Origin of the sequence: Paraburkholderia sp. RHO2, assembly GCF_050955445.1 — a bacterium.
Taxonomy (GTDB): domain Bacteria; phylum Actinomycetota; class Actinomycetes; order Mycobacteriales; family Mycobacteriaceae; genus Prescottella; species Prescottella agglutinans_A.
In genome coordinates this window covers 617,511-643,188 of the sequence record NZ_CP162617.1, presented here as the reverse complement: position 1 = coordinate 643,188, position 25,678 = coordinate 617,511, and the positions used below count along the sequence as shown (strand labels likewise).

General features: G+C 70.0%; 28 protein-coding genes. 6 read left to right on the top strand and 22 right to left on the bottom strand.

Annotated elements, in window-relative coordinates; all coding sequences use genetic code 11:
• Nucleotides 1-3: 3 nt before the first annotated feature.
• The 11 genes from panD to ABTV10_RS02900 all read right to left on the bottom strand — a co-directional run bounded on the left by panD (nt 4) and on the right by ABTV10_RS02900 (nt 10,509).
• Entirely contained in the window at nt 4-426 is a 423-nt protein-coding gene (gene panD, locus ABTV10_RS02950) for an aspartate 1-decarboxylase (RefSeq protein WP_107984728.1), read from the bottom strand.
• 33 nt (nt 427-459) lie between these two features.
• On the bottom strand, nt 460-1,395 hold the full coding sequence (gene panC, locus ABTV10_RS02945; RefSeq protein ID WP_499032395.1) for a pantoate--beta-alanine ligase: 936 nt from the start codon (nt 1,393-1,395) through the stop codon (nt 460-462).
• A gap of 16 nt (nt 1,396-1,411) precedes the next feature.
• On the bottom strand, nt 1,412-2,338 hold the full coding sequence (locus ABTV10_RS02940) for a Rossmann-like and DUF2520 domain-containing protein (protein WP_433609659.1): 927 nt from the start codon (nt 2,336-2,338) through the stop codon (nt 1,412-1,414).
• A gap of 144 nt (nt 2,339-2,482) precedes the next feature.
• Nucleotides 2,483-3,496, bottom strand: a complete 1,014-nt coding sequence (locus ABTV10_RS02935) for a DUF6779 domain-containing protein (protein WP_499032394.1) — start codon at nt 3,494-3,496, stop codon at nt 2,483-2,485.
• Nucleotides 3,497-3,576: 80 nt separating this feature from the next.
• Nucleotides 3,577-4,044, bottom strand: coding sequence for a DUF3180 domain-containing protein (locus ABTV10_RS02930; RefSeq protein WP_499032392.1), 468 nt, complete (start codon nt 4,042-4,044; stop codon nt 3,577-3,579).
• A 5-nt stretch (nt 4,045-4,049) separates the two neighbouring features.
• Complete coding sequence (gene folK / locus ABTV10_RS02925) at nt 4,050-4,556, bottom strand: 2-amino-4-hydroxy-6-hydroxymethyldihydropteridine diphosphokinase (protein ID WP_499032391.1); 507 nt, start codon at nt 4,554-4,556, stop codon at nt 4,050-4,052.
• Nucleotides 4,553-4,954: a dihydroneopterin aldolase gene (gene folB / locus ABTV10_RS02920; protein WP_499032390.1), complete on the bottom strand. Its 402-nt coding sequence runs from the start codon at nt 4,952-4,954 to the stop codon at nt 4,553-4,555. The genes folK and folB overlap by 4 nt, the downstream gene beginning before the upstream one ends.
• Nucleotides 4,947-5,831 (bottom strand): dihydropteroate synthase, encoded by an 885-nt coding sequence (gene folP, locus ABTV10_RS02915; protein ID WP_499032389.1) that lies wholly within the window; start codon nt 5,829-5,831, stop codon nt 4,947-4,949. Before folP ends, folB begins: the two co-directional genes overlap by 8 nt.
• Entirely contained in the window at nt 5,828-6,439 is a 612-nt protein-coding gene (gene folE, locus ABTV10_RS02910) for a GTP cyclohydrolase I FolE (protein WP_499035120.1), read from the bottom strand. The genes folP and folE overlap by 4 nt, the downstream gene beginning before the upstream one ends.
• 90 nt (nt 6,440-6,529) lie before the next feature.
• Nucleotides 6,530-8,884 (bottom strand): ATP-dependent zinc metalloprotease FtsH, encoded by a 2,355-nt coding sequence (gene ftsH, locus ABTV10_RS02905; protein ID WP_499032388.1) that lies wholly within the window; start codon nt 8,882-8,884, stop codon nt 6,530-6,532.
• Nucleotides 8,885-9,156: 272 nt separating this feature from the next.
• Entirely contained in the window at nt 9,157-10,509 is a 1,353-nt protein-coding gene (locus ABTV10_RS02900; RefSeq protein ID WP_499032386.1) for an amidase, read from the bottom strand.
• Between the two features lie 101 nt (nt 10,510-10,610).
• Between ABTV10_RS02900 and ABTV10_RS02895 the strand changes: the two genes are divergently transcribed.
• Nucleotides 10,611-12,905, top strand: a complete 2,295-nt coding sequence (locus ABTV10_RS02895) for a protein kinase domain-containing protein (RefSeq protein WP_499032384.1) — start codon at nt 10,611-10,613, stop codon at nt 12,903-12,905.
• 7 nt (nt 12,906-12,912) lie between these two features.
• Here the strand turns inward: ABTV10_RS02895 and hpt are convergent, their stop codons facing one another.
• The 4 genes from hpt to dacB are packed head-to-tail and all read right to left on the bottom strand — an operon-like array spanning nt 12,913 to nt 16,934.
• Nucleotides 12,913-13,467 (bottom strand): hypoxanthine phosphoribosyltransferase, encoded by a 555-nt coding sequence (gene hpt / locus ABTV10_RS02890; RefSeq protein ID WP_433609643.1) that lies wholly within the window; start codon nt 13,465-13,467, stop codon nt 12,913-12,915.
• 12 nt (nt 13,468-13,479) lie between these two features.
• Complete coding sequence (gene tilS / locus ABTV10_RS02885; protein ID WP_499032383.1) at nt 13,480-14,451, bottom strand: tRNA lysidine(34) synthetase TilS; 972 nt, start codon at nt 14,449-14,451, stop codon at nt 13,480-13,482.
• Nucleotides 14,448-15,500 (bottom strand): zinc-dependent metalloprotease, encoded by a 1,053-nt coding sequence (locus ABTV10_RS02880; RefSeq protein WP_499032382.1) that lies wholly within the window; start codon nt 15,498-15,500, stop codon nt 14,448-14,450. Before ABTV10_RS02880 ends, tilS begins: the two co-directional genes overlap by 4 nt.
• Before the next feature lie 24 nt (nt 15,501-15,524).
• Nucleotides 15,525-16,934 carry a D-alanyl-D-alanine carboxypeptidase/D-alanyl-D-alanine endopeptidase gene (gene dacB, locus ABTV10_RS02875; RefSeq protein WP_499032380.1) on the bottom strand — a complete coding sequence of 470 codons (1,410 nt, stop codon included), beginning with the start codon at nt 16,932-16,934 and terminating at the stop codon, nt 15,525-15,527.
• Nucleotides 16,935-17,125: 191 nt separating this feature from the next.
• Here dacB and ABTV10_RS02870 point away from each other — a divergent pair, with 191 nt between their 5' ends.
• Nucleotides 17,126-17,617 carry an inorganic diphosphatase gene (locus ABTV10_RS02870; protein WP_433609635.1) on the top strand — a complete coding sequence of 164 codons (492 nt, stop codon included), beginning with the start codon at nt 17,126-17,128 and terminating at the stop codon, nt 17,615-17,617.
• Nucleotides 17,618-17,731: 114 nt separating this feature from the next.
• Nucleotides 17,732-18,394, top strand: a complete 663-nt coding sequence (lexA, locus tag ABTV10_RS02865; RefSeq protein WP_499032378.1) for a transcriptional repressor LexA — start codon at nt 17,732-17,734, stop codon at nt 18,392-18,394.
• An 8-nt stretch (nt 18,395-18,402) separates the two neighbouring features.
• On the opposite strand, the gene ABTV10_RS02860 is transcribed toward lexA, so the two are convergent.
• Nucleotides 18,403-18,882: a hypothetical protein gene (locus ABTV10_RS02860; RefSeq protein ID WP_499032377.1), complete on the bottom strand. Its 480-nt coding sequence runs from the start codon at nt 18,880-18,882 to the stop codon at nt 18,403-18,405.
• Between the two features lie 100 nt (nt 18,883-18,982).
• Here ABTV10_RS02860 and ABTV10_RS02855 point away from each other — a divergent pair, with 100 nt between their 5' ends.
• A complete protein-coding gene (locus ABTV10_RS02855) occupies nt 18,983-19,486 on the top strand; it encodes a carboxymuconolactone decarboxylase family protein (protein ID WP_499032375.1) in 504 nt (167 codons plus the stop codon).
• Between the two features lie 169 nt (nt 19,487-19,655).
• Nucleotides 19,656-20,123 carry a hypothetical protein gene (locus ABTV10_RS02850; protein WP_499032374.1) on the top strand — a complete coding sequence of 156 codons (468 nt, stop codon included), beginning with the start codon at nt 19,656-19,658 and terminating at the stop codon, nt 20,121-20,123.
• Between the two features lie 17 nt (nt 20,124-20,140).
• Here the strand turns inward: ABTV10_RS02850 and ABTV10_RS02845 are convergent, their stop codons facing one another.
• The 5 genes from ABTV10_RS02845 to ABTV10_RS02825 all read right to left on the bottom strand — a co-directional run bounded on the left by ABTV10_RS02845 (nt 20,141) and on the right by ABTV10_RS02825 (nt 24,296).
• Nucleotides 20,141-20,821 carry an SMI1/KNR4 family protein gene (locus ABTV10_RS02845; RefSeq protein WP_499032373.1) on the bottom strand — a complete coding sequence of 227 codons (681 nt, stop codon included), beginning with the start codon at nt 20,819-20,821 and terminating at the stop codon, nt 20,141-20,143.
• A gap of 86 nt (nt 20,822-20,907) precedes the next feature.
• Complete coding sequence (locus ABTV10_RS02840; protein WP_499032372.1) at nt 20,908-22,596, bottom strand: MDR family MFS transporter; 1,689 nt, start codon at nt 22,594-22,596, stop codon at nt 20,908-20,910.
• A gap of 33 nt (nt 22,597-22,629) precedes the next feature.
• Nucleotides 22,630-23,460 carry a crotonase/enoyl-CoA hydratase family protein gene (locus tag ABTV10_RS02835; RefSeq protein ID WP_499032370.1) on the bottom strand — a complete coding sequence of 277 codons (831 nt, stop codon included), beginning with the start codon at nt 23,458-23,460 and terminating at the stop codon, nt 22,630-22,632.
• 39 nt (nt 23,461-23,499) lie between these two features.
• A complete protein-coding gene (locus ABTV10_RS02830; RefSeq protein ID WP_499032368.1) occupies nt 23,500-23,937 on the bottom strand; it encodes a carboxymuconolactone decarboxylase family protein in 438 nt (145 codons plus the stop codon).
• Nucleotides 23,934-24,296, bottom strand: coding sequence for a VOC family protein (locus ABTV10_RS02825; RefSeq protein ID WP_499032366.1), 363 nt, complete (start codon nt 24,294-24,296; stop codon nt 23,934-23,936). Before ABTV10_RS02825 ends, ABTV10_RS02830 begins: the two co-directional genes overlap by 4 nt.
• A 196-nt stretch (nt 24,297-24,492) precedes the next feature.
• Between ABTV10_RS02825 and ABTV10_RS02820 the strand changes: the two genes are divergently transcribed.
• Entirely contained in the window at nt 24,493-25,014 is a 522-nt protein-coding gene (locus ABTV10_RS02820) for a 2-oxo-4-hydroxy-4-carboxy-5-ureidoimidazoline decarboxylase (RefSeq protein ID WP_499032365.1), read from the top strand.
• On the opposite strand, the gene ABTV10_RS02815 is transcribed toward ABTV10_RS02820, so the two are convergent.
• Nucleotides 25,008-25,652, bottom strand: coding sequence for a TetR/AcrR family transcriptional regulator (locus tag ABTV10_RS02815; protein WP_499032363.1), 645 nt, complete (start codon nt 25,650-25,652; stop codon nt 25,008-25,010). The two genes, ABTV10_RS02820 and ABTV10_RS02815, sit on opposite strands and share 7 nt — an antisense overlap.
• Between the last annotated feature and the right edge of the window lie 26 nt (nt 25,653-25,678).

The following is a 25,678-nucleotide window of genomic DNA, read 5'->3' as shown; positions in this document are numbered from 1 at the left end:
GCCCTACACCAGGCTGGAGAGCATCCGCGGCGTGATCAGGCCGGAACCCTCGGGCGCATGCGCCGGATCCGAGCCGAGCTCGACCGGCTTGTTGTCGCCGTCGACGAACACGACGCGCGGCGCGTACTCGCGGATCTCCTGCTCGTTCATCACGCCGTAGGCGATGAGGATCACCAGGTCGCCGGGATTGACCAGATGTGCTGCGGCGCCGTTGATCCCGATGACACCCGAGCCACGCTCACCGGTGATCACGTACGTCTCGAGGCGGGCGCCGTTGTCGATGTCGACGATGGTCACCTGCTCACCCTCGAGCAGGTCGGCCGCCTCCATCAGATCCTGGTCGACGGTCACCGATCCCACGTAGTGCAGGTCGGCGTGGGTGACCGTGGCCCGGTGGATCTTCGACTTCATCATGGTGCGCAGCATGTTCGGCCCTTCGGTTTTCGGTGGGACAAGAGGTCAGTAGATGTCTGCGACGGCGGGATCGCTTGCCTGGGTGTCGCGTTCGAGGAAGCCGGTACCGACCGCGACGCCGACGTTGTCGATCAGTCGGGTGGTGCCGATGCGGGCCGCGACGAGAAGCCGGCCGTCACCCCGCTCGGGTGCCGGGCCGAGATCCACCCCGCGGACCTCGAGGTAGTCCACCTCGATCGCGGGCACGGCGGCGAGCACCTCGCGGGCGGTCGCGAGGATCGCGTCCGCGCCACCGGCCGCGGCGTGGGCGCCGGCGACGAGCGCCGCCGACAGCGTGGTGGCCAGCTCCCGCTGCTCCGGGTCGAGGTAACGGTTCCGGGAGGACAGCGCCAGGCCGTCTTGCTCGCGGACGGTCGGCACGCCGACGATCCGCACGTCGAAGTTGAGGTCGCGCACCATCTGCCGGATGAGCGCGAGCTGCTGGTAGTCCTTCTCACCGAAGAACGCGGCGTTGGGGGCGGCGATCTGCAGCAGCTTCGCCACGACGGTGAGCATGCCGGCGAAGTGCGTCGGCCGGCTACCGCCCTCGAGCTCAGCACCGAGCGGGCCGGGCTGCACCGTGGTGCGCGGCCCCTCCGGGTACATCGCCGCGGGGGTCGGTGCGAACACCAGCTCGACGCCCTCGGCGCGCAGCATCTCCAGGTCCGTATCGAGCGTGCGCGGGTAGGCGTCGAGATCCTCGCCCGCACCGAACTGCAGCGGATTGACGAAGATCGACACGATCACGACCGCGCCGGTCAGCTTCGCCTGCCGCACCAGCTCGATGTGACCGGCGTGCAGGGCACCCATCGTGGGCACCAGCGCGACCTGGCGGCCGACACCGCGCAGCGCCTTCGACACCCGCGTCAGGAGCGCGGGGTCGTGGTGCACGGTCAGTTCGCCGCGCTTGAATCCGCCCTGCAGTGCAGAAGCTTCGGTCACAGTGCCCATTCCTCGCTCATCCTCGATCCTCGAGTACTTCCATCAGTTCCGGCTTCGATCCGGTGCGCTGCGCGGTCCGCAACGACAGCGCCCGATATCCGGCGGCCAGCTGCGGGTCCACGCCCTCGAGCACGTCGAGGTGCTTCGCGACCGCGGCGGCATCGCCGCGTGCGACGGGCCCGGTCAGCGCGGACTGCCCGCGCCGCAGGGCGTTGTCGAGCGCCGCCGACAGCAGCGGGCGCAGCACCCGCTCCGGCAGCCCGTTGGGGTCGTCGCCGACGAGTTCCTGCCCCATCAGTTCCTGGCCCTCGAGCGCCACCCGCAGCGCCTCGACCGCGTCGACGACCAGCGTCACCAGGTGATTGCTGCCGTGCGCCAGCGCCGCGTGGTACAGCGGGCGGACGTCCTCGCGGACCCGCACCGGCTCGCCACCGATCTCCAGCACCAGCGACTGCCCGATCGCGTAGCCGATGTCGTCGGCGGCGGTGATCCCGAAGCAGGCGTCGGACAGCCGGGCGGTGTCCTCGGCGTGACCGGTGAAGGTCATCGCGGGATGGATCGCGAGCGGGACGACACCCTGCGCGGTGAGCGGTTCGAGGATGCCGATGCCGTTGGCGCCGGAAGTGTGGACGACGATCGTGCCGGGGCGGACCGCGTCGGTGGCGGCCAGACCCTTGATGAGGCCGGCGAGCTCGTCGTCGGGAACGGCGAGGACCAACAACTCGGCGCGGGCGGCGACATCGGGCACCGGCAGGATCTCGGTGTCCGGCAGGCGCGTCTCGGCGCGGTGGATGGATGCGTCGGAGACCGCGGCACACGCCACTACGACATGTCCGACCCGCTCGAGCGCGGCACCGATTGCTGTTCCGACCCGTCCCGCCGAGACGAGTCCGACCGTCAATCGTGCAGGCGCGGGGCCGTTAGTGATCCCGAAGGAGGTCACTGTCGTCCTCTCGTTCGTTCCAGTCCCGCTCGGCGGGTACCAGACGTCCTGCGGAGAGAATAGCGCCGCGCAAACACGCGCCGCCACGGGCCGTCGACGTGATCTACCACACTCGACGTCCGGCGACCTGCACGGTCGCGGGTTCTACTCGGCGCGACGGCGCCGCCGCGGTTCTCCGTCGCCCGCATCCGCGGACTTGAGGTTCGCCATGATCTCGGCGACCGAGAGGCCGTTGGAGTGCGCACCCCCGGCGTCCTCGGCATCCTCGGCGCGTCGGCGCGAGCGACGCGACGCCGGAAGGGACTCGTCGGTGTGCGCATCCTCGGGCTGCGCGGTCGACTCGACCGCGGCCACGGGCGCCTCGACCTTCACCGGAGCAGGCTTGGCGGCCGGAGCGGGTTTGGCTGCGGGAGCGGGCTTGGCTGCCGGTGCGGGCTTGGCGGCCAGAGTCGCCGCTCGGGCGGGTGCCTTCACGGGCGCCGCCGCCTTGACGGGCGCAGGCGGCTCGGCCACCGCGGCGTCGACGGCCTCGACGTCGATCGGCGGAATCACCGTGGTCTCCGCCGTGACCGGGTCGTCGTACGGGTTCGCGAAGCCCGGGCCCTGCGGCGCCGGCTGCCGCGACTGGTCGCGGACGGGGGACTGCCCCGGAACGAACAGGCCGGATGCGGCCGGCTGGTAGCTGCCCGCCAGTTCCTGGACCCGCGTCGACTCCGCGCGCAGTGCCACCCGGTCCTCCGGGAGGCGTCCGTCGAACAGCACCTCGAGGTTCCTGCGCAGCGCGGCGAGTTCGTCGCGCAACGCCTTGATGGTCTCGGCCTCGGCCCCGAGTTCGCCGCGCACGCGCGCCTCGACGCCCAGTTCGTACTCGCGACGAGCGCTGATCTCACGCTCGAGCTGCAGCTCGTACACCTTCTGCAGGTCACGAACCTTCGCCTTGTCCAGAGCCGACTCGCGGCGGTACTTCGTCATCGCGATGGCGCCCAGCGTCGCAGCCCACAATGCGATCACCAATCCCACGCGGAGCAGTTGGACACTCTCACTGAAGATCAAGAGCAGCGAAGCAGCAACGGCCAGCACCACGAGCCCGGCCACGATCATCTGGCTAGCACTGCGGCGGTTGCGGCGTACAGACTTGGAGCGTCCCGGAACCGTCATGCAGATCAGGGTAACGGCACTCCAGGGGGAACTCAGCGGACGCGACCGGGCACCCTATCCGATTTGCCCGTTTACACAGGTCAGTGGGTGGGTTGGTCCGGCGGCTCGTCGGGCGTCCGGCAACAGTGTTCAAGCCACAACGCCGCCACCACCAACAGAATCGCGGCGATCAGTCCGACGATCGCGCCCGGACTGTCCGAGACCGCCGCCGTCAGCCGCGAGCGTTGCGGCCACAGGAAGACGAGGAAGCCCGCCCACACGCCCGCACTCGCCGCACCGACCAGCGCCGACGCCTTCGCGAGGGCCGCCGCGCGGGCGGCGGTGATCGGATGCAGCTGGCGCGGACCGGGGCCGATCGCGTGGTCGCGGACCCGCGCCCGGATCACGAACGCCAGTACCGCCTCGATCAGCGCCACCGGGTACAACGACGCCCCGGCGTACACAGGGATCGGGGGCAGCGAACCGTACGAAACACGGACCAGCAACCAGGTGGCTACCGCGGCGACGAGTGCCAGCGACAACAAGTCCCAGATCCGCGTCGGCTTCATCACAGTTACCGTAGCTCCAGCTGCAGCGGCGTCCGCCGCACTCCGGCCACCTCGTCCGCGTCGAGGCGCGCGAGCAGCGCGTCCACCCGCTCGTCCACTCCTCCGACCGGGAGCGTCGCGTCGGGTTCGACGTCGAGCCACGGCACCAGCACGAAGGCCCGCTCGTGGGCGCGCGGATGCGGCAGCGTCAGCTCCGGATCGTCGCTGCGGATGTCGTCGCACGTCACGACGTCGACGTCCAGCGTGCGTGGCCCCCACCGCTGCTCACGCACCCGGTCGGCGTCGGCCTCGAGCTGCTGCCCGCGCCGCAGCCACCCCAGGCTGTCGGTGTCGGGATCGTCGACGATCAGCGTCGCGTTCAGGAAGTCCTGCTGGTCGACACCGCCCCACGGCGCCGTCGCGTAGACCGGCGACACCGCGACGATCCACTCGCTCAGCCCGTCGACGACGCTCTGCAGGTGCGCGAGGCTGTCCCCGATGTTGGAACCGATCGACAGCACCGCCCGGCTCACCGGGCGGCCCCGACCGCGGCCCGAGACCGCGTCGCGACCACCGCGACGTCCCCGAACGTCAACGGGATCGGCGCCGACGGCTTGTGCAGCACCACCTCGACCCGCCGCACCCGCGCGTCGCGCATCACGTCGTCCGCGATCTCCGCGGCCACCGTCTCGATCAGGTCCCGCGCCGGTCCCCCGACGATCGCCGCGGCGCGCTGCGCCAGCTCGCCGTAGTCGAACGTGTCCTTCAAGTCGTCCGACGCGGCGGCCGGCGCCAGATCCATCCACAGGGTGACGTCGACGAAGAAGTCCTGCCCGTCCCGCTTCTCGTGATCGAAGACGCCGTGGTTGCCGCGGACCTTCAGTCCCCGCAGCTCGATTCGATCGCCCGAGACATCACCCACGTCACTCACTGCCACCTCCTGGCATCTCGCCACCGAGACTCGGATTCTGGGAACCGCGCGACCAGGCCCCCGCGACCGCGATCGCGTCGAGCGAGGCCTGCGCGTCATGGACCCGTACACCCCACGCGCCGTTCGCCGCGGCGAGCGCCGAGATCACCGCGGTCGCGACCTCGCGACCCGCCGGCGGCCGGACGACGCCGTCCGCGTCCGCGAGCAGCGCCCCGAGGAACCGCTTGCGCGACGCCCCGATCAGGACCGGGAACCCCAACTCGACCAGCTCGGGCAGACGATGCAGCAGCTGCCAGTTGTGGTCCGGTTCCTTGACGAACCCGAGCCCCGGATCCAGCACGAGCGACCCGGGATCGACCCCGGCCGCCACCGCCGCGTCCACCTGGACCATCAGCTCGTCGCGCACGTCCCGGACCACGTCGTCGTAGTGCGTCGACCCGCCGGCATGCACGAACTCGCCCGCCGGACGCCAGTGCATCAGGATCCACGGCACACCCGCGTCGGCGACCACCCGGGCCATGTCGGCGTCCGCGCGACCACCCGACACGTCGTTGACGATGGAGACACCCGCCTCGATCGCCGCCTCCGCGACCGATGCGCGCATCGTGTCGACACTGACCGTGACGCCTTCCGCGGCGAGCGCCGCGATCACCGGCGCGACGCGCGCCGCCTCGACCTCCGGATCGACCCGGACGGCGCCGGGCCGCGTGGACTCGCCGCCGACGTCGACGATGTCGACCCCGAGCCGCTGCAGGTGCAGGCCGTGCTCGACGGCCACGTCCCGGTCCAGGAATCGACCGCCGTCGGAGAACGAGTCGACGGTCACGTTGAGGACGCCCATCACGATGGGCCGGCCGGGGTTCGGTAACGCGATCACTTGCGGAGAATCAGATCCAGAGCCTCGGCACGGGACGCGGCGTTCGACTGGAACACTCCCCGCACCGCCGACGTCGTGGTGCTCGCGCCGGGCTTGCGGATTCCGCGCATCGCCATGCACAGGTGCTCTGCCTCGACGACGACGATCGCGCCGCGCGGGTCGAGCTTGCGCACGAGCGCGTCGGCGATCTGGCTGGTCAGACGCTCCTGCACCTGGGGGCGCTTGGCGTACAGGTCGACCAGCCGCGCCAGCTTCGACAGGCCGGTGACCCGACCCGTCGGGCCGGGGATGTAGCCGACGTGCGCGACACCGTGGAACGAGACCAGGTGGTGCTCGCAGGTCGAGTACATCGGGATGTCCCGGACCAGAACCATCTCCTGGTGGCCCTCGTCGAACGTCGTGTTCAGCACGTCGTCCGGATCGGTGTACAGGCCCGCGAACACCTCGCGGTACGCCCGCGCCACCCGAGCCGGAGTGTCGAGGAGTCCCGGGCGGTCGGGATCCTCACCGACCGCGATCAGCAACTCACGAACGGCGGCCTCGGCGCGCGCCTGATCGAACGGCCTCCCCGTCATGAGCGCGACCGACTCGCTCCCCAACTGATTCACCGACAACCGACCGCACCTCCAGTATCGGGGCTGAACGCCCAGGCCCACACCAGCACGGGTGGGCCTGGGCCAAGCCTAGTTGCGAGCGACCTACTGCGGGCCGCTCGGCCCCTCCCAGACCTGTGTCGAAGAGTCACCGTCAGACCGTCCGGTTCCCTTATCGCCAGGTGGGCGACCCGAACCGTTTTCGGGGCCCATCGGTCGCTGCTGCTGCGGGGGCTCCCACTGCGGGTACGGCTGCCACCCGCCCTGCTGACCCTGCTGGCCGGTGCCGTGGTCGGCCGGCTCGCGCGGCGGCCAGCCCGGCGCGGACCAGCCGGCGGGGGCGCCGTAGTCGGGTCGGGTGCCCGGCGCCGGCGCCGACGGCTGCGGCGGACCCGCCGGGTGGACGGGATAGCCGTACGTCGGCTCGGGCGCCGCATGACCGTTGACCGGCGACGCGGTCTCGCGCTGCGCGAACGTGGGCTGCGGGGTCCGGGGAGCCGCCTGCGCGGGCTCGGTCTCCGGCGGCCACGTCTCGCCCCGCTCGATCGCGAGCTCGCGCGGCGTCTTGATCGGCGGCTTGTCGGACGGCGTGCGAGCGCCGAACACGTTGAACTCGGTGATCCGCGGACGCTTCTCGACCGTCGTGAAGATCTCCTCGAGATCCTTGCGGGTGAGCGTCTCGCGTTCGAGCAGCTGACGCGCCAACTCGTCGAGGACGTCGCGGTACTCGTTGAGGATGGACCACGCCTCGGTGTGCGCGGCCTCGATGAGGTTGCGCACCTCCTCGTCGATCTCGCGGGCAACCTCGTGCGAGTAGTCGGAGTTCATCCCCATCGAACGACCCAGGAACGGATCGCCCTGCTCCTGGCCGTAGCGGACGGCGCCGAGCTTGGCGCTCATGCCGTACTCGGTCACCATCGCGCGGGCAATCTTGGTGGCCTGGTCGATGTCCGACGACGCACCGGTCGTCGGCTCGTGGAACACGAGTTCCTCGGCGGCACGGCCACCCATCGCCATCACCAGACGCGCGATCATCTCCGACCGCGTCATCAGGCCCTTGTCGTCCTCGGGGACAGTCATGGCGTGACCGCCGGTGCGACCGCGGGCCAGGATCGTGACCTTGTAGATCGGTTCGATGTCCGGCATCGCCCACGCCGCGAGCGTGTGTCCGCCCTCGTGGTACGCGGTGATCTTCTTCTCGTGCTCGGAGATGATCCGACTCTTGCGGCGCGGTCCGCCGATCACCCGGTCGACGGACTCCTCGAGTGCCACCTCGGTGATCACGGTGCCGTTCTCACGGGCCGTGAGCAGCGCGGCCTCGTTGATGACGTTCGCCAGGTCGGCGCCCGACATGCCGACCGTGCGCTTGGCGAGACCCTCGAGATCCGCGTTGGGGTCGAGCGGCTTGCCCTGCGAGTGAACCCGCAGGATGGCGCGCCGACCCGCGAGGTCGGGGTTGCCGACCGGGATCTGACGGTCGAAGCGGCCCGGGCGCAGCAGCGCCGGATCGAGGATGTCGGGTCGGTTGGTTGCGGCGATCAGGATGATGCCGGTGCGGTCGCCGAAGCCGTCCATCTCGACGAGCAGCTGGTTGAGGGTCTGCTCGCGCTCGTCGTGGCCGCCGCCGAGGCCCGCACCACGCTGACGTCCTACGGCGTCGATCTCGTCGACGAAGATGATGCACGGGCTGTTCTGCTTGGCCTGCTCGAACAGGTCGCGCACGCGCGAGGCGCCGACGCCGACGAACATCTCGACGAAGTCCGAGCCGGAGATCGTGAAGAACGGGACGCCGGCCTCGCCCGCGACGGCGCGCGCGAGCAGCGTCTTACCGGTGCCGGGCGGGCCGTACAGCAGCACACCCTTGGGGATCTTCGCGCCCAGCGCCTGGTACCGCGCCGGGTTCTGCAGGAAGTCCTTGATCTCGTAGAGCTCCTCGACCGCCTCGTCGGCGCCGGCGACGTCCGCGAACGTCGTCCGGGGCATGTCCTTCGACAGCTGCTTGGCCTTGGACTTGGAGAAGCCCATCATTCCGCCGCGTCCACCGCCCTGCATGCGGTTCATCACGAAGAAGAAGATGCCCAGCAGCAGCACCATCGGCAGGACGAACAGCAGCAGAGACGTCAGCCAGCTCTCCTGGGTGACGCTGGTGTTGTACTCCTGGAGACCGGAGTCGGAGACCTTGTTGAAGATCTGCTCGGACGCCGCGCTCGGGTACTTGGCGATGATCTCGGTCTTGCCGTCGGTGTCGTCGTTGCCGCTCTTGAGCCACAGACGCACCTGCTGCTCGCGGTCGTCGATCTGCGCTTTGTCGACGTTCTTGGCGTCGAGCTGCGAGATCGCCACCGAGGTGTCGACCGACTTGAACCCGCGCGTGTCGTTGCCGAAGTAGGTGAAGGCGTAGATCACCAACAGGACTCCGGCGACTATCGCCAGGTTGCGGAACACAGTCTTGCGGTTCATACAGGTTCGGCCGCGGAGGCCGGTCCTTTCGATAGTGCGGGCAACGCTCGGGCAGGTACGTGTGTCACCGGTCCGGGTCGGCGGGCAGGTGGACGTTCCGGCTGTCCGGACACCTCAGATTACCGCGACGACGTTGCTCGATGCCTGGTAGCAGCCAGCCACGCCGGAGAAGTCTCCGAGAGGTGACGTCATCGGTTTCAACGCGCGCCACCCCCCGGCCGGTTCCCGTTCGGGGGTGGAACGGCCCCGCGCGGGACCGTTCGTGCCGCATCTCACACGGGAGCGTGCCGTGGCCAGCCCTGTCGGCGCTCGAGTTCGGCGGCGACCGCGAGGACGGTCCGTTCACCGCCCGGCGGCGCCACGATCTGCACCGACAGCGGTGTCCGCGACACCGAATGCATACCGACCGGCACGCTTGCAGCAGGCCAGCCGAGCACGTTCCACATCGCGCTGAACGGTGCATATCGTACATTTGCGACAACGTTGGCGGCCCACGACTTCCTACTCCACGCCCGCGCCTCGATCGGAGGCTGCGCGAGCGACGGCGTCAGTAGAACGTCGAACGCGGAGAAGAAGCAGAGCATCCGCTCCTGGAGTCGGTCCACCTGGGACTGCCGCACCAGACCCGCGCGCTTGATCGCCCGGCCGAGAGCGACGTGCCGACGGGTGCGGGGCTGCAGCAACGCCGGATCGAGATCGGCGGCGTCGTCTGCGGTGCCGGCCATCCAGCGAGCGAAGGCCGCCGTCATGGTCGGCGGGTACGGCACTCGCGTCGGCTCTGTCCGGTGGCCGGACTCCGCGAGCAGCGCCGCGGTCTTCTCGAGCCCGGCCGCCCACTCGCCGTCGACCCGCAGGATCGGCGACGGCAGACCGCCCGCGACCCCGATCCGCAGCGGCCGCGGTTCCGGGATCCGGCCGAGTTCGGGGTCGTCGGCCAGCACCGACAGCATCAGCGCCGCGTCCTCGACGGTCGACGCGATCGGCCCGTTCTCCGCCATCCCGAACCACGAGTGCGCGCCCAGCTCCGACGGCACCACACCGCGGCCCGGCTTGATGCCGAAGACGCCGCATGCGGCCGACGGGATCCGGATCGAGCCCATGCCGTCGGCGGCCAGCGCGATCGGCACCATCCCGTCGGCGACGGCGGCGGCGGAACCGCCGGACGAACCGCCCGGGACGCGCGCCGGGTTCCACGGGTTGCGGGTGATCACGTCGGGCGAGTCGACGGCGCCCCACACGCACAGTTCCGGCACCGCGGTCAGTCCGATCGGAATGGCCCCGGCCGCCCGCAGCCGCGCCACGGTCGGATGGTCGTGTGCCGACGGGGTGGGATTCGTCGCCGCCGAGCCGTCGCGCATCGGTTCGCCCTGGACCCGGACGTTGTCCTTGATCGCGACGGGAACGCCGGCGAGGGGTAGCTCGGCGAGGTCCGGGCGCTGCGCGAGCGCCGCGGCCTCGGCGCGGGCTCGCTCCCCCAGGACCCGCACGAAGGCGTGGATCCGCGGGTCGCGCTGTTCGATCCGGATCAGCGCATCGTCGACGGCGTCGACCGGCGACAGCACGCCCGAGCGCACCCGGGCGGCGATGGAAACGGCGGTGAACTCCACGGTCAAAGGATCTCGCACCTGCCGAGTATGCGTCCGTCGGCGATATCATTTCGAGTACCCCGAGGGGTGAGTTTCCACCCCCCCTGAGCACTCACCCCATCTTCGGACGGTGACGAGTGATGGACAGTCCAGTTCGATCGACAGATGCCGATCCGGCGGCCACCGCCACGACGATCGACGGCGGACCCGCACCGGATCCGGGCTCGCGAACCGTGTCGTTCCTCGCCGACGTGGTCGCCCGGTTCGCAGCCGAATGGGAGGCCGCCGACGCGCCTCCCGACATCGAGGCGTTCCTGCCCGGCGGCCTTCCGGTCGGCGACGCGCTGCGCCGAGCCGCGATCGTCGAACTGGTGAAGGTCGATCTCGACTACCGCCTGTTGCATGCAAACCTGCCCAAACCGCTGTCGGCGTACCGCGCGGAGTTCCCCGAGCTGCAGTCGAAGCCGCTTCCGGTCGACCTGATCTACGAGGACTTCCACCTCCGCCGCCGCAGCGGTCACGCCGTGGACGCGGACGCGTACGTCCGCGACTTCCCCGAGAACGCGGGGCAGCTGGCGGCGCTGCTCGACGGCCCCGACGACTACCGCAGCACCCTGATCGCGCAGCCGGGGGCGCAGCGCGCCCTCGAGCAGGTGAACGTCGGCGACTGCATCGACGACTTCGATCTGCTCACCGAGCTGGGGCGCGGGTCCTTCGCCCGTGTGTTCCTGGCCCGACAGCGGTCGATGCAGCGGATCGTGGCGGTGAAGGTGTCCCACGATCACGGCACCGAGCCGCAGACGCTGGCCCAGCTCGATCACGACTACATCGTGCGGGTGTTCGATCAGCGGCTCCTGGGCGACCGCGCGCTCAAGCTGCTGTACATGCAGTACGTCCCGGGCGGCACCCTGCTCGACGTCCTGCACCGGCTTCGGAACAGTTCATCTGTTCCCGAGCATCCACGGTCCGGGCGGTTGCTGCTCGAGTCGATCGACGCGGTCCTCGAGCGCAAGGGCGAGATCCGGCCGAGCGATTCGAGCGTCCGCGACGAGATCGCCGCGCTCAGCTGGCCGGAGACGGTGGCGTGGCTGGGCCGACGCCTGGCGGACGCCCTCGACTACGCATACGAACACGGCGTCCTGCACCGCGACATCAAACCCGCGAACGTGCTGCTGACGTCGGAGGGCGTCCCCAAGCTGGCGGACTTCAACATCAGTTTCAGTGACCGGGTGTCCGGGACCAGTCCGGTCGCCTATTTCGGCGGGTCTCTGGCCTACATGTCGCCCGAGCAGCTCGAGGCCTGCCATCCGGAGCTGTCCGGCACGGCCGCCGACTTGGACGCCCGCAGCGACATCTACGCGCTCGGGGTGATGCTGTGGGAGCTGCTGACGGGGCGGCGCCCGTTCGCGGACGAGCATGGCGCCGGCGAGTCGGCGACGTCGCTCGAACGTATGCTCGACCTGCGCCGACGCGAGATCGACCCGCGGTTCCAGGACGAGCTGCCCGACGACTGCCCGGCGGCGCTGCGCCGGGTCCTGTTGACGTGTCTGGCGCCGGATCCCGAGGATCGCTGGGCGACCGGCGCGGAACTGGCGCAGCAGTTCGACCTGTGCCTCGACGCGCACGCGCGCGACCTGGTCGATCCGCCGCCGAACAGCTGGCGGTACCGGCTGCGGCCGTGGATGATCCCGATCGTCGCTCTGAGCGTGGGCGTGCCCAACGCGCTGGCGGCGATCTACAACTACCACCACAACCAGACGCTCATCATCGACAAGCTGTCCCCACACGCCCAGCAGCGGTTCGTCGAGATATCACAGGTGATCAACAGCATCCTGTTCCCGCTCGGATTCCTGTTGATCGTGTACCTGTGCCGGCACGTGATCTCGGTACCCCGCGGTCTACGCAAGGGCCGGAACTACGACGCGGCGACCCTCGCCCGGGCACGCGCCGACACCCTGCAGATGGGTGACCGGATCGTCGCGGTGGTGTTCGCGTTGTGGCTCGTCGCCGGCATCGCGTTCCCGGTCGCGTTGCAGACCGCCGCGGGTGGCCTTCCACAGGGCGCCTACGTGCACTTCCTGGGATCGCAGATCGTGTGCGGCGCGGTCGCGGTCGCGTACCCGTTCTTCCTCGTCAGCTTCTACGCGGTGCGCTGCCTGTATCCGTCGCTGCTGCCGCACGGCATCACCAGCAGCAGCGACGAGCGGCGGCTACGCGGGCTCGACCGCCGCAGCACCCTGTACCTCGCGGTGGCCGCGTCGGTGCCGCTGATCGGGGTCGCCGGGGTGACGTTCCTGTCCCCCGACGAGATCTCCGTCGTCGTCTACGCGGTGCGCGTGCTGTGCGTCGGCGGCGTCATCGCGTTCGTGCTCGTGTACTGGCTGTTCCGCCTGCTCGAGGAGGACCTGCTGGCGCTCGAACGGGTGGTGTCGTAGCGGCGGACTAGCCGCCGTACACCTTGGGGTCGAGGGTGCCGATGTAGGGCAGGTCGCGGTAGCGCTCGGCGTAGTCGAGGCCGTAGCCGACGACGAACTCGTTGGGGATGTCGAAGCCGACGTGCGCGACCTCGACGTCCACCTTGACCGCCTCGGGCTTGCGCAGCAGCGTGACGACCTCGAGCGACGCCGGGTTGCGGGTCTTGAGGTTGCGCATCAGCCAGGACAGCGTCAGACCGGAGTCGATGATGTCCTCGACGATCAGCACGTGGCGGCCGGCGATGTCCTTGTCGAGATCCTTGAGGATCCGCACCACACCGGACGACGACGTCGACGAGCCGTACGAGCTGACGGCCATGAACTCCATCTGGGTGGGGATCGGCAGGGCCCGCGCGAAGTCGGTCATGAAGAAGATCGCGCCTTTGAGGACACCGACCAGCAGCAGGTCGCCTTCGGGCGCGCCGACCGGATAGCGCTCGGCGATCGCCGCGGCCAGTTCGGCCGTGCGCTCCTTGATCTGCTCCTCGGAGATCAGTACCGATGCGATGTCGCCCTCGTACACGGAGCATTCCCTTCAGTCGTTCACGAACCCCGTCGACAGCCTGCCACGCCGCCGGGATGCAACCAACCTGACTCCCGGTCTCCCGCCCCCGACGGCGACCCCGCCTTGCCCGCGCCACCGTCCGATCAGCTCGTCGACGGCCCGTAACTGCTTGTCGGTCAACGCCTTCGCGCCGCGCTCGAGCAGCCACAGCCGCAGGACCCGGCGTCGCACCGCGACGGGGACCGGCGCGAGGAACTCGACGACGAGGTCGTCGCCGTCCCGCGCGGACGCCAGCGTCTGCGCCGCAAGTGTGTCGAGCACCTCACCGTCCTCGCGGAGCTGTCCGGCGGTGCGGGCGAGCGCGCCGGCGACACCGCCACCGAGGACGTCCTCGAGCAGCGGGAGCACCTCGGTGCGCAGCCGCACCCGGGTGAAACCGGGGTCGGAGTTGTGGGGATCCTCGTGGGGACGCAGCCCCATCTCGGTGCAGGCCCGCCGGGTCGTGTCCCGTCGCACTCCGAGCAGCGGACGGCCCCACGGGGCGTCGTACTCGGCCATGCCGCGAATCGACCGCCCACCCGATCCGCGGGCCAGCCCGAGCAGCACCGTCTCGGCCTGGTCGTCGAGGGTGTGGCCGAGCAGGACCGGATGCCCGCCGCGACCGGCGTCGAGCGCCGCGTACCGGGCGGCGCGGGCGGCCGCCTCGAGACCGCCGGGTCCCGTGACGTCGACCGGCACGACGTCGGCGCGGGCGCATCCGAGCTCCACAGCGCGGGACGCGGCGCCTGCGGCCACCTCCCCCGAGCCGTCCTGCAGTCGGTGGTCGACGACGAGCGCGTGCACCGACGGCGCCTCCGCCGCCGCGGCCGCGGTGAGGGCGAGGGAGTCGGCGCCGCCGGACAGCGCGACGACCACCCCGCCGGCGGGTTCGTGCCGTGCCAGCCACGCCCGGACGGCGTGCCGCACCTCGAGGATCGCGGGGGCCTCGGGCAGGAGCGTCACCCGAGCACCCGGGCGATCCAGGCGTCGGGGTCCTCGATCTCGTCGAGGGTGGGCATGGTGTCGGGCCCGGTCCAGATCGTGTTGAACCGGTCCATCCCGACCCGGTCGACGACGGCGTCGACGAAACGCTTGCCGCGCACGTACTGCGCCATCTTGGCGTCCATGCCCAACAGCGCGCGCAGCAGTCGCTGCACGGGATTGGTCCGACGGCGCCGGCGCGCGTCGAACGCCGCGCGGATCCGCGCGACCGACGGGACGACGTCGGGTCCGACGGCGTCCATCACGTGGTCGGCGTGGCCCTCGAGCACCGTGCCGAGCACGAGCATCCGGTCCAGCGCCTGGCGCTGCGGTTCGCCCTGTGTGGCGCGGACGAGTCCGACGATGCCCCGCTGCTCGACGGGCAGTTCTTCGCCGCGACGTCGTTCGCGCAGGGCCGTGGACAGCCGCGTGACGAACTCCGACATCGGTTCCTCGGTCGCCTCGCCGAGGGTCGCGACGGCGTCGCGCATGTAGTCGGCCATCCACGGGGCCGACGAGAACTGGACGCGGTGGGTGACCTCGTGCAGGCAGACCCACAGCCGGAAGTCGGCGGGCGGCACCTTCAGCGTCCGCTCCACCTGCAGCACGTTGGGCGCGACCAGCAGCAGCGCGCCGTGTTCGCCGGTGAACGGGTCGTACTGGCCGAGGATCGCCGACGACAGGTACGCGAGCATCGCGCCGGCCTGCACCCCGCCGGGCTTGCCGGAGAGCAGGGAACGCTGCGCGGAGTCGATGTCGGATCCGGTGAGCTGCGCCATCGATCGGGCCGCCGCGCGGATCCAGCCGGCCCGGTCGACCACCTGCGCGGACGGGATCGGCAGCCCGTCGGCCAGCCCCGTGACCTGCCGCACGGGCCCCTCCGCGCGGATCGACGCGCTCGCGAGTTCCGCGACGACGGCCTCCGCGGTGTACCGCGACGTCGCCGGCCCCGCCGGAGCCAGACGCGCCCCCGTGCGTGCGGCCAGACCCCAGTCCACCGCGCCCGAGAATCCGCTCTCCGACTCCGTCACCTCACGGCTCACTTCCCCTGGAACTCACCTGCACCCGCACAACCGCAGCACCGCGGCGACGTCGTCCAATGCGGGACGGCTCACCTCCGGCGGGCGATCGTTGGACATCAGCGTGAACGTGAGCACCCGCCCGTCCACGTCGACGACGTATCCGGTCAACACGCTGGCGACCGACAGCGTTCCCGTCTTGGCCCGTACCCATCCTGCACCGGTCCGCTCGCCCGACGCATACCGGTCGGAGAGCGTGCCGGTGGCACCGGCGACGGGCAGGTCGTCGAGCATCGGCCGCAGTTGCGGCTTCGAGTCGCCGGCCGCCGCGGTCAGGACGTCGGTGAGCAACCGGGCCGGGATGCGGTCGTCGACGGAGAGGCCGCTGCCGTCGTGCAGGGTGAGCCCGTCGGTCTTGAAACCGGCGTCGTAGAGCGCCCGCGTCACGGACTCGGTGGCACCGGTGAACGACCGTTCGGCGTTTTTCCCGGCGGCGACCTCGCGCGCGATCGCCTCGGCGAGCACGTTGTCGGACTTGCGCATCATCTGGCCGAGCCGGTCGCGCAGCGGTGCGGACAGCACGCTCGCGACGGGCGCGGCGCCGGATTCCGCCTTGCCGAGCGTCACCCGCGCCGGGTCGACGCCGAGCGCCTGGGCGAGGACACGGCCCGCGTCGAGCGCGGGGGTGTCGCTGCGCGGCGAGTCGTCACCGAACGGGTCGATCCGCGCCCCGTCGATCATGACCGGCTCGGCGGGCGCGATGTAGCCGGCGGCGACGTCCGCGGGCATCCAGCCCTCCGCCATCGTCGGCCCCGTGTACGCGCTGGTGTCCACGACGATGCTGTCCACCTGGGCACCCGCCCGACGGATCTGCTCGACGAGATCGGCGATGCGAGGCGAGCCCGGGTAGTAGCTGGGCTGCCCGACCGGCTGCGCGGTGAGCGTCGGATCGCCCTCGCCGACCAGCACCAGCTCACCGGGGTGCGATCCCTGCACCACCTGGGTCGCGACGCGGTGGTCGGCGGGCAGGGTCAGCAGCGCGGCCGCGGCGGTGAGGATCTTGGTCGTCGACGCGGGGGTCATCGGCGCGTCTGGGTTCTGGCTCCACAGCACGTTGCCGGTCACGGCGTCGGCCACCGAGCCGGTGAACGCACCGAGCGCGGGGTTCGACACGACCGGCGCCAGGGCCGCGGCCAGGGCCTGCGGGGTGGGGACCGGGGCGTCGTCGGACACCGGCGCGACCTGGGGTGTGGCGGTGATCGGGGACGGCTCCGGCGAGGTCGCGGCGACGTCCTGCGATGCGCTCGCGGTCCCCCGCTGCACCAGGACGACGGCGGTACCCACCCCTGCCAGGACGAGGACGGCGGCGAGTGACATCAGGATCCGGACATTGCGACGTCGGCGTCCGGCCAGAATGCCGATCTTCTTCTTTCCCTCGCCCGCCAACTTCCCTCCGAATCGCTCAGCAATCGCGTTCCGCGGGGTTCGCGGACCGCCCAGACAGTTTCGCGCGAGGGCCGGGGAAGTGCCCGGCACCTGCATCACACAGTATCTCCGACCCGCTACCCTTTTCCCGAACCGTCGACCCAGGCGGGCAGAGGCAGACAGCCAGTAGACCCAGACAGTGAGGACAAGACGTGGAGTTCGACGTCACCATCGAAATCCCCAAGGGCCAGCGCAACAAGTACGAGGTCGACCACGAGACCGGCCGCGTGAAGCTGGACCGCTACCTCTACACCTCCTTCGGGTACCCGGCCGACTACGGCTACATCGAGAACACCCTCGGTGAGGACGGCGATCCGCTGGACGCAATGGTGCTGCTGCCCGAGTCGGTGTTCCCCGGCGTCATCGTCGAAGCCCGACCTGTCGGCATGTTCAAGATGGTCGACGAGGCCGGCGGCGACGACAAGGTGCTGTGCGTGCCGGCCGGTGACCCGCGCTGGGATCACATCCAGGATCTCGCGGACGTCCCGCAGTTCGAGCTGGACGCGATCAAGCACTTCTTCGTGCACTACAAGGACCTCGAGCCGAACAAGCACGTCACCGGCGCCGACTGGGTCGGTCGCGCCGAGGCCGAGAAGGTCATCGCGGAGGCCGTCGAGCGCCTGAAGGCCAACGGCGGACACTGAGCCGAAGGCGACCACGGTCGCTTCAGTCCACGTTCGAAGGGGTGGGACCACGCTCGTGGTCCCACCCCTTCGCCGTTTCCGGGGCTGTCGGCCTCCCCCACTACGATTCGCCGGGTGACCGGTTACGACGATCCCGACATGTTCGGCGGCCTCGACGCCTCCACCCTGCCGCCCCGCCAGCAGCGGATCCTGATGACGATCCGCGACTGGGTGTCCGCGCACGGGTGCCCGCCGAGCACCCGCGAGGTCGCGGACGCGGTGGGCCTGCGGTCGACGTCGTCGGTGTCGAAGCATCTGAAGAGCCTGGAGGACAAGGGGTTCCTCCGCCGCGGCGGATCGATGACCCGGCAGCTCGACGTGCGCCCGTTCCTCACCGGCTCGGCGCCGGGGCGGTCGGCGGAGCACACGGTGCCGGTACCGGTCGTCGGTGACATCGCCGCCGGCACACCGATTCTCGCGGAGGAGCACGCCGACGAGGTGCTGGCCCTGCCGCGCGAACTGGTCGGCTCGGGCACGGTTTTCGCGCTGCGGGTGCGCGGCGATTCGATGGTCGACGCCGCGATCTGCGACGGCGACACCGTGGTGGTGCGCCGCCAGCACGAGGCCCACTCGGGTGAGATCGTGGCCGCGATGATCGACGGCGAAGCCACCGTGAAGGTGCTGCGGCGGCGGAACGGTCACGTCTACCTCGAGCCGCGCAATCCGGCCTACGACGTCATCGACGGCGACCAGGCCGCGATCCTCGGCAAGGTGGTGTCGGTGATGCGCCGGATCTGAGGCTCCGATCAGAGCGAGACGACGGCCTCGATCGGCGGCGCCGACACGTGCGGAGTCTCGGTGCTGAGCCAGAACCGCACTCTCCCCAGCCCTGACGCAACAGATGCGGCGTTTCCGGAGGTCTGGTAGACGCGGTTCTCCCGGCTGTCCATCGGATACACGGTGCGACTGCCGGTGACGCCGGTGTCGAGGTTCTGCCAGTGCACGGTCACCGCGATCATGCGCGAGGTCACCTGGTGGGTCAGGTCCGGGCCGTAGAACTCCGGGGACAGCAGAATGTAGGCCTCGGCGCCGGGCCAACCACTGGTCAGCCCCACCGTCATCGGGATACGGACGATGCCGCACCGGCTGATGTCGTCCGACAGCGCCCACGTGTCGAGGGCACGTACCGGCACGGGTGCCGCACCTGCCGTTCCGCAGCCGAGTATCGCCGCTGCGGACAGTGCGGCAACGGCGATCGCGACACGCCCCCCGATGAGCTTCCCCATAACGCTTCTCCCCCAGTGAGGGCTGCGTCACACTCGGTCACACTTTTCGAACCTCTCTCGTCCTCCTTGTGACCGCGAAACAACGCACCAGGAGGACACGATGAACGCTCGCCTCGACTTCTACAGCAACGAAACCGCCGTCAAGTTCGCCAAGTACATCAACGCGGCGGGCAAGGTGATCAGCGACTCCACGCTGCCCGCGGCGACCCAGGAACTGGTCAAGATCCGCGCCAGCCAGATCAACGGCTGCGGCTTCTGCACCGACATGCACACCAAGGACGCCGCCCACGCGGGTGAGACCTCCGTGCGACTGAACCTGGTCGCGGCCTGGCGTGAGGCCACGGTGTTCACCGACGCCGAGCGCGCCGCGCTGGAGCTGGCCGAGCAGGGCACCCGCATCGCCGACGCGGCGGGCGGCGTTCCGGACGACGTCTGGGCCAACGCCGCCAAGCACTTCGACGACGAACAGCTCGCGGCACTGATCGGGCTGGTCGCCCTGATCAACACCTACAACCGGATGAATGTCATCGCGGCCACCCCGGCGGGCGGCTACACCCCGGCCAGTTCGGCTGAGATTCCGCCGCGGCGGAGTTCGACGGCCTAGGGCACGCCTCATCGGCGTGGCGTACGGCCTGATCGGCGTGACCGAGGCCGCGGACGGCGTGTGGATGCGTGGATTCGGCTCCAACGCAGCGATATTGCCGAAAGAAATGGGCAGTTGTCCGGTTGGCGATTCACGCAGCCGACGCCGTCCAGGGTGCGACAATCGCGACATGACCACCGATGGGAACATGACCGGCCGGGCAGCCGTATTCACCGGCGGCAGTTTCGTTTCGGCCCGCTGCGTTGCCGCGCTCGCCTGGTTGGGCGCCCTGGGTACGCTCATCGGGCTCGTCGTCATGGATGCCGTCTGGTGGGAGAAGGCCCTCTACGGGTTCCTCGGCATACCGGTCCTGATGGTCGTGGGCGCCTCCTTGTGGAGCGACGCGGGTGAGGAGAGAGCTGACTTCGCGCGACTGCGACGATTCGGCAGGCCCGCGGTCGCGGAGGTTGTCGACATGGAGACGAGCACCGACGGCGAGAGCGAGTGGGCGGTGCTGACACTGCGGATCACCGGGCCGGACGTACCACCGTTCGAGGGCTGGTTCCGGTGCGAACCTGAACCGGTCATGCGAGTCGGCGCCCGCCTCGCGGCCGTCGTCGACACCTCCGACAACCTGTTCACGCTCAGGCCCGTGTGAGCCGAGACCGGGACGAATCAGGTGCGGTTCGCGCCGTCGTCGAGGAACTCGGCAAAGCTCTCCACCTGATCAACGGCCGGGTCGAGGGCGCGAGCGAGCCACAGTTCGTACCAGCCGAGGAAGGTCAGCGGCCGGCGGGTGTCGGGGTGGAGGATCGGCAGCGCGGCGGCGTGCTCGGAGCTGTGCCACCACACCTGCCCCGCGGCCGGGCCGCGCAGGATCAGGAGGTTGTACATGCCGCACCCCTCGTTCGCGAGAACGGTCACACCGCGGTGGATCCGGCCCATGTTCTCCGACCACTGGAACTCCGCGTCCTCCGCGGCCGGCGGGCAGGGCTGCTCGGCGGTGAAGGGAAAGTCCGCGGCGTAGTCGATCACCGCGTCCTCCGCCTCCTGCGCCAGTGGGAGCAACCCGAGCATCGGGCCGGCTCCGCCATCGCCCACCTGGGTGATCCACTCGCGGTAGTCGACCGGAAGGCCGACTCCGAGTCTGTGCTCGAACGCCGCGAGCGCATCCGGGTCCGCGGGTGCGGCAAGCTCGTAGCGATGCACGGCTGCCCCATGGATACGACAGCTGTAGCCGATGACCTCCCGGTCACCGAGCGGGACGACCGTGGTCCTCAGATCGGCTGCGCGTAGTCGATCCAGTCCGGTCAAGATCTCTGCAATCCGGTCCGCGTGTTTCCGCGTCTGTTCCATGCGCACATCCTGACGGATGCGACGCGGAGCGAGACCCGCGCAGTGCAGTCCGTCGAACGTTTGGCCAGTGCCACCGCGGGCGATCGTCAGGCGACACCCGATCCCGTGTCGTCGATGCCCGACTTGGCGCGCAGCGGCACCTCCCGCCAGATCAGGATCAGCACCAGCGCCGCGACGGCGAGCACCACGATCGGCGGGTAGACGGCCTCGAACGCGGTGGCGAAGCCGTTCTTGAACGGCGCCGCGAGCGTCGCGTCGAGCTGCTGAATGAACGACGTGTCCTGCATCGCGGCCTGGGCGGCGGCCGGGTCGCCGCTCGCGAGCGAGCGGGCGATGCCGGCCTCCAGTGGGTTCGGGCTGTTCACCCCCTCGGCGACGGCCTGCCGGAACGCGGGTGACTGCGCCGACTCCTGCAGCTCGGTGCTGATCGCCGGGGTCAGCTTCGCGAAGAGGATCGACAGGAACAGCGCGACGCCCATCGTGCCGCCGATCTGGCGGAAGAATGTCGCGGCGGCGGTCGAGACGCCCATGTCCTTGGGCGGCAACGCGTTCTGGATCGCCAGGGTCAGCGGCTGGAGGAGGTTTCCGAGGCCCAGGCCGAGCACGAAGATGTACAGCATGAAGATCGGCAGACCGGTCTCGGCGGTCACCGAGTGCAGCAGCACGGCCGCGAGGGCGATCAGCACCGCACCGGCGACCGTGAAGATCCGGTAGCGGCCGGTCTTGGCGATCAACTGCCCCGACAGCACCGACGCGAGCGCGATGCCCAGCACCGCCGGCAGCATCTGGAAGCCGGCCGTCGTCGGGGTCGAGCCCTTCACGACCTGCAGGTACTGCGGGATCACTGTGATGGCGCCGAACATGACCGCGCCGACGAGGAAGCTGATGACCACGCCCAGCGCGAAGGTCTGGTTGCGGAAGAAGTGCAGCGGGAACAGCGCCGAGTCCCGCATGAGGTACTCGACGGCGACGAAGCCGAGGATGCCCACGACGCCGATCGCGTAGCAGGCCAGGGCCTGCGGGCTGCCCCATCCCCAGTCGCGGCCCTGCTCGGCGACCACCAACAGCGGCACCAGCCCCACGGCCAGGACGAGCGCGCCCCACCAGTCGATCCGCATGGGCCGGTGCACCGGCGGCAGGTGCAGCACCCGCCACACCACGGCCAGCGCCAGCAGCCCGATGGGCACGTTGACCAGGAACACCCACCGCCAACCGGCGATCCCGAGGATCGACTCCTGCCCGGACAGCACCCCGCCGATGACGGGTCCGAGCACGCTCGACGTGCCGAAGACGGCGAGGAAGTAGCCCTGGTAGCGGGCGCGTTCGCGGGGCGGGACGATGTCGCCGATGATCGCCAGCGCCAGCGAGAACAGGCCGCCGGCGCCGAGTCCTTGGATCGCCCGGAACACGGCGAGCATGTACATCGACTGCGCGAACGTGCACAGGACCGAGCCGAGGACGAACAGCACGATGGCGGCCATGAAGAACGACTTGCGGCCGTAGATGTCGGACAGCTTGCCGTACAGCGGCGTCACGAGCGTCGCGGTGATGAGGTAGGCCGTGGTGACCCACGCCTGAAGCGCGTACCCGTTGAGGTCGTCGGCGATGGTGCGCATCGCGGTCGCGACGACGGTCTGGTCGAGTGCCGCGAGGAACATGCCGAGCAGCAGGCCACTGAGGATCGCCAGGATCTGGCGATGCGTGAACGTGGCCTGCGGCCCGGGTGCGACGGCGGATTCAGGGTCCTGGTCGGCGCCGCGCGCGTCCTCGGTCATGTCGACCTCTCGCCGCCGCCGTCACATCGTCGGTCAGCGCCCCTTGAACTCGGGCGGGCGCTTCTGGAACACCGCCGTGATGGCCTCGGTGAGGTCCTCCGACGGCAGGAAGGCCGCGTTCCAGGCGGCCACGTAGCGCAGGCTGTCGTTGACAGCGGCGGAGCGGCCGTGGTCGAGCACGTCCTTGATGCCGTGCACCACGAGCGGCGGATTCGCGGCGATCTCCGCGGCGGTCGCGTGGGCCGCGGCGAGCACCGCGTCGGCGTCCTCGAACACGTCATTGACAAGTCCGATCTTCTCCGCGCGGGCGGCGTCGATGTCCCTGCCGGTCAGCGCGAGTTCACGCAGATGCCCGTCGCCGATGATCACGGGCAGACGGGCGAAGCTGCCCATGTCGGCGACGATAGCAACCTTGACCTCGCGGATGCTGAACTTCGCGTCGGCGCTCGCGTAGCGGATGTCGGCGGCCGAGATCAGGTCGACGCCGCCGCCGATGCACCAGCCCTGGATGGCCGCGACGACGGGCTTGCGGCAGTCCGCGACGGCGTTGATGCCGGACTGCATCCGCTTGATGAGTTCGTGGAAGTCGGTACGCGGACCGGCCTGCGCCTTGTCGGCGAGGACCGCCCCGAACCCGCTGCTCATCGCGGGCAGGTCGAGCCCGAAGGAGAAGTTCTTGCCGGATCCGGCGAGCACCACGGCCCGAACCTCCGGGTCGGCGTCGAGTGCGGCGAAGACGCCGGGAAGCTCGTCCCAGAAGTCCGGCCCCATCGCGTTGCCCTTGCCCGGGCCGATCAGGGTCACCTGGGCGACGTGGTCCTTGCGCTCGACCGTGAACGCCTTCCAGCTCTGCTGTTCCGTCATTACTGAAGAGTAACCTTTTGCGCCGGCTTGGACATCGGGTCAGGGAGCGACCGGATAGTGGCTGGTGATCGCGACCCGGTTCCATGCGTTCATCACCACCGCCAGCCAGGAGATCGCCGACGCCTGCTGGTCCGTCAGGGACAGGTCGTCCCAGGTGCGGACCTCCGGCACCGACAGCTTGGTGACCTGCTCCGCCAGTGCCAGGGCAGCGCGCTCCTGCGGGCTGAAGTACTGCGACTCCCACCAGGCCGCGACCACCGCCAGTCGGTCGCTCGTCTCGCCCTTCGCGATGGCATCGCGGGTGTGCATGCGCAGGCAGAAGGCGCAGCCGTTGATCTGCGAGATCCGGATCTTGACCAGCTCGCCCAGGAGTGGGTCCAGCCCGGACGCCTCGATCGCGGCATCGGCGTCGGAGCTGAAGGCCATCAGCTGCTCGTAGAGGTGCGGGTGCTGCTTGCTGAGGTTCACGGAGCTCATGTGCGGTCCTCCCGATGTTGCACGATGTTCAGGACGTTGCCGTCCGGCGCTCGGACGAAGAACCGGCGCACGCCCCACGGCTCGGTGGTCAACGGATACACGATCTCGTAACCGTGCCTGCGGGCGTCCTCGTACGCGGCGTCGACGTCGTCGGCGTGCACCGACACCACCGGATCCTCGGGCGCGGACGCATCGCGGGTCACGAGCTGGACGTGCGCACCGGAGCCGGGGGACGTGTAGCGGGCCACCCAGCCCATGTCGAATTCCTCGGTGCTCAACCCGAGGTAGTCCGTGTAGAAGTGCTTGGCCGCCTCGACGTCGGCGACGTGAAGATTCGCCGTGATGCGCGTGACACGCATGTCGTCCTCCTGTCCCGCGGGATCTCGACGGACGCCTGAGATCCTTCCAGTCCGAGGCGCATCAGGTGCGGAGACCGGCGAGGAAGTCCCCGGATCGTCGGATCGACTCGTTAAATGTGCGCAAAATCCGCGCCGACTGTCCGGTTCTCGGCACCGCCCGGATGCATGATCGATCTCGACGAGCGGAGGACGCGCCATGCTGATGCATCAAGGAATCGGCCTGGACCGGTTCAACGAGTTGCCGCACCGGCGAGCGGTGCACGCCCTCTTCGAGTGCTGCAGCTGCCTGTCGTGGTCGACCCGCCTCGCCGACGGGCGCGCGTACGCGACGCACGCGGCGCTGCTGTCCCGCGCGGACGAGGAGCTCGGCATGCTGCCGGAACCCGAGATCGACCAGGTGCTGCAGGGGCACCCGCCGATCGGGGCGCGAAAGCGGAGCCTGACGTCGTCCCGGGAGCAGTGCGCGGTGTGGGTCGACGACGCCGCCGTGATGCGCACCCTCGACGAGGCCTCCGGCGTGTACGAGGAGCGCTTCGGGTTCCGCTACGTGTGGTGCCCGGACGGCCGCGACGGTCGGGCGCTGCTCGCCGACCTCACCACCCGGATGGGCAACGATCTCGAGCGCGAACGCCGCGTCCGCACGGCCGAGCTCGCGAAGATCACCCGCATCCGACTGGAGCGAATGCTGGGTCCGGAGGGCGGTTTTCCCGACTACTGAACGTCGGCGGAGCGTCGCTGGGCGCGTGCGACGGCGCCCGCGAACAGCGCCGTCACGGCGGCGCCGATCGCCCGCTGGTCGACGTCCTCGGGGTCGACGGTGTGCTCGAGCACCAGGCCGGAGATCAGCGCCGTCAGCGACAGTGCGGTGGTGCGGACGTCGATGTCCACTCCCCACTCGCGGGCGCGGTCGGCGATCAGTTCGACGAGTTTGCTTCGCAGGTAACGCCGTTCGCGTATGTACGCCTGCTGGATGCTGGGGTCGCGCACCGCCTGGACACCGAACTCGAGCATGAGCAGCGACCACTCGGAGTCGGCGATGAGCGCCGACGCGACCGCGGCCCCGCCCTTGCCTACGGCGTCCGCGAGGTCGAGGCCCGCCAGCTCGGCGAGCACCCGGCCGGCGAGGTCGAGGGAGCGCTGCGCGAACAGCTCCGCGAACAGGTCCTGTTTGGACTCGAAGTTCGAGTACACCGCGCCCTTGGTGAATCCCGCGCGGCGGGCGATCGCGGCGAGTCGAGCGCCCGCGAATCCCCGTTCGGCGAACTCCTCGGCGGCTGCATCCAGGATGCGGGCACGCACGACTTCCCGCCCCGGGCGCGCGATCGCGGCCACCTCGTCTTGACGACTACCAGTCACGATACCTACGGTATTCAATACCCGCG

Excerpts from the sequence above, each read along its gene's own strand:
- ABTV10_RS02835 (WP_499032370.1), bottom strand. The coding sequence starts at position 23,460 with ATGACGGAACAGCAGAGCTGGAAGGCGTTCACGGTCGAGCGCAAGGAC.
- ABTV10_RS02895 (WP_499032384.1), top strand. The coding sequence starts at position 10,611 with ATGGACAGTCCAGTTCGATCGACAGATGCCGATCCGGCGGCCACCGCC.
- ABTV10_RS02855 (WP_499032375.1), top strand. The coding sequence starts at position 18,983 with ATGAACGCTCGCCTCGACTTCTACAGCAACGAAACCGCCGTCAAGTTC.
- panD (WP_107984728.1), bottom strand. The coding sequence starts at position 426 with ATGCTGCGCACCATGATGAAGTCGAAGATCCACCGGGCCACGGTCACC.
- ABTV10_RS02825 (WP_499032366.1), bottom strand. The coding sequence starts at position 24,296 with ATGCGTGTCACGCGCATCACGGCGAATCTTCACGTCGCCGACGTCGAG.
- ABTV10_RS02845 (WP_499032373.1), bottom strand. The coding sequence starts at position 20,821 with ATGGAACAGACGCGGAAACACGCGGACCGGATTGCAGAGATCTTGACC.
- ABTV10_RS02840 (WP_499032372.1), bottom strand. The coding sequence starts at position 22,596 with ATGACCGAGGACGCGCGCGGCGCCGACCAGGACCCTGAATCCGCCGTC.
- ABTV10_RS02860 (WP_499032377.1), bottom strand. The coding sequence starts at position 18,882 with ATGGGGAAGCTCATCGGGGGGCGTGTCGCGATCGCCGTTGCCGCACTG.
- ABTV10_RS02820 (WP_499032365.1), top strand. The coding sequence starts at position 24,493 with ATGCTGATGCATCAAGGAATCGGCCTGGACCGGTTCAACGAGTTGCCG.
- ftsH (WP_499032388.1), bottom strand. The coding sequence starts at position 8,884 with ATGAACCGCAAGACTGTGTTCCGCAACCTGGCGATAGTCGCCGGAGTC.
- ABTV10_RS02850 (WP_499032374.1), top strand. The coding sequence starts at position 19,656 with ATGACCACCGATGGGAACATGACCGGCCGGGCAGCCGTATTCACCGGC.
- ABTV10_RS02935 (WP_499032394.1), bottom strand. The coding sequence starts at position 3,496 with ATGACGGTTCCGGGACGCTCCAAGTCTGTACGCCGCAACCGCCGCAGT.
- ABTV10_RS02830 (WP_499032368.1), bottom strand. The coding sequence starts at position 23,937 with ATGAGCTCCGTGAACCTCAGCAAGCAGCACCCGCACCTCTACGAGCAG.
- ABTV10_RS02930 (WP_499032392.1), bottom strand. The coding sequence starts at position 4,044 with ATGAAGCCGACGCGGATCTGGGACTTGTTGTCGCTGGCACTCGTCGCC.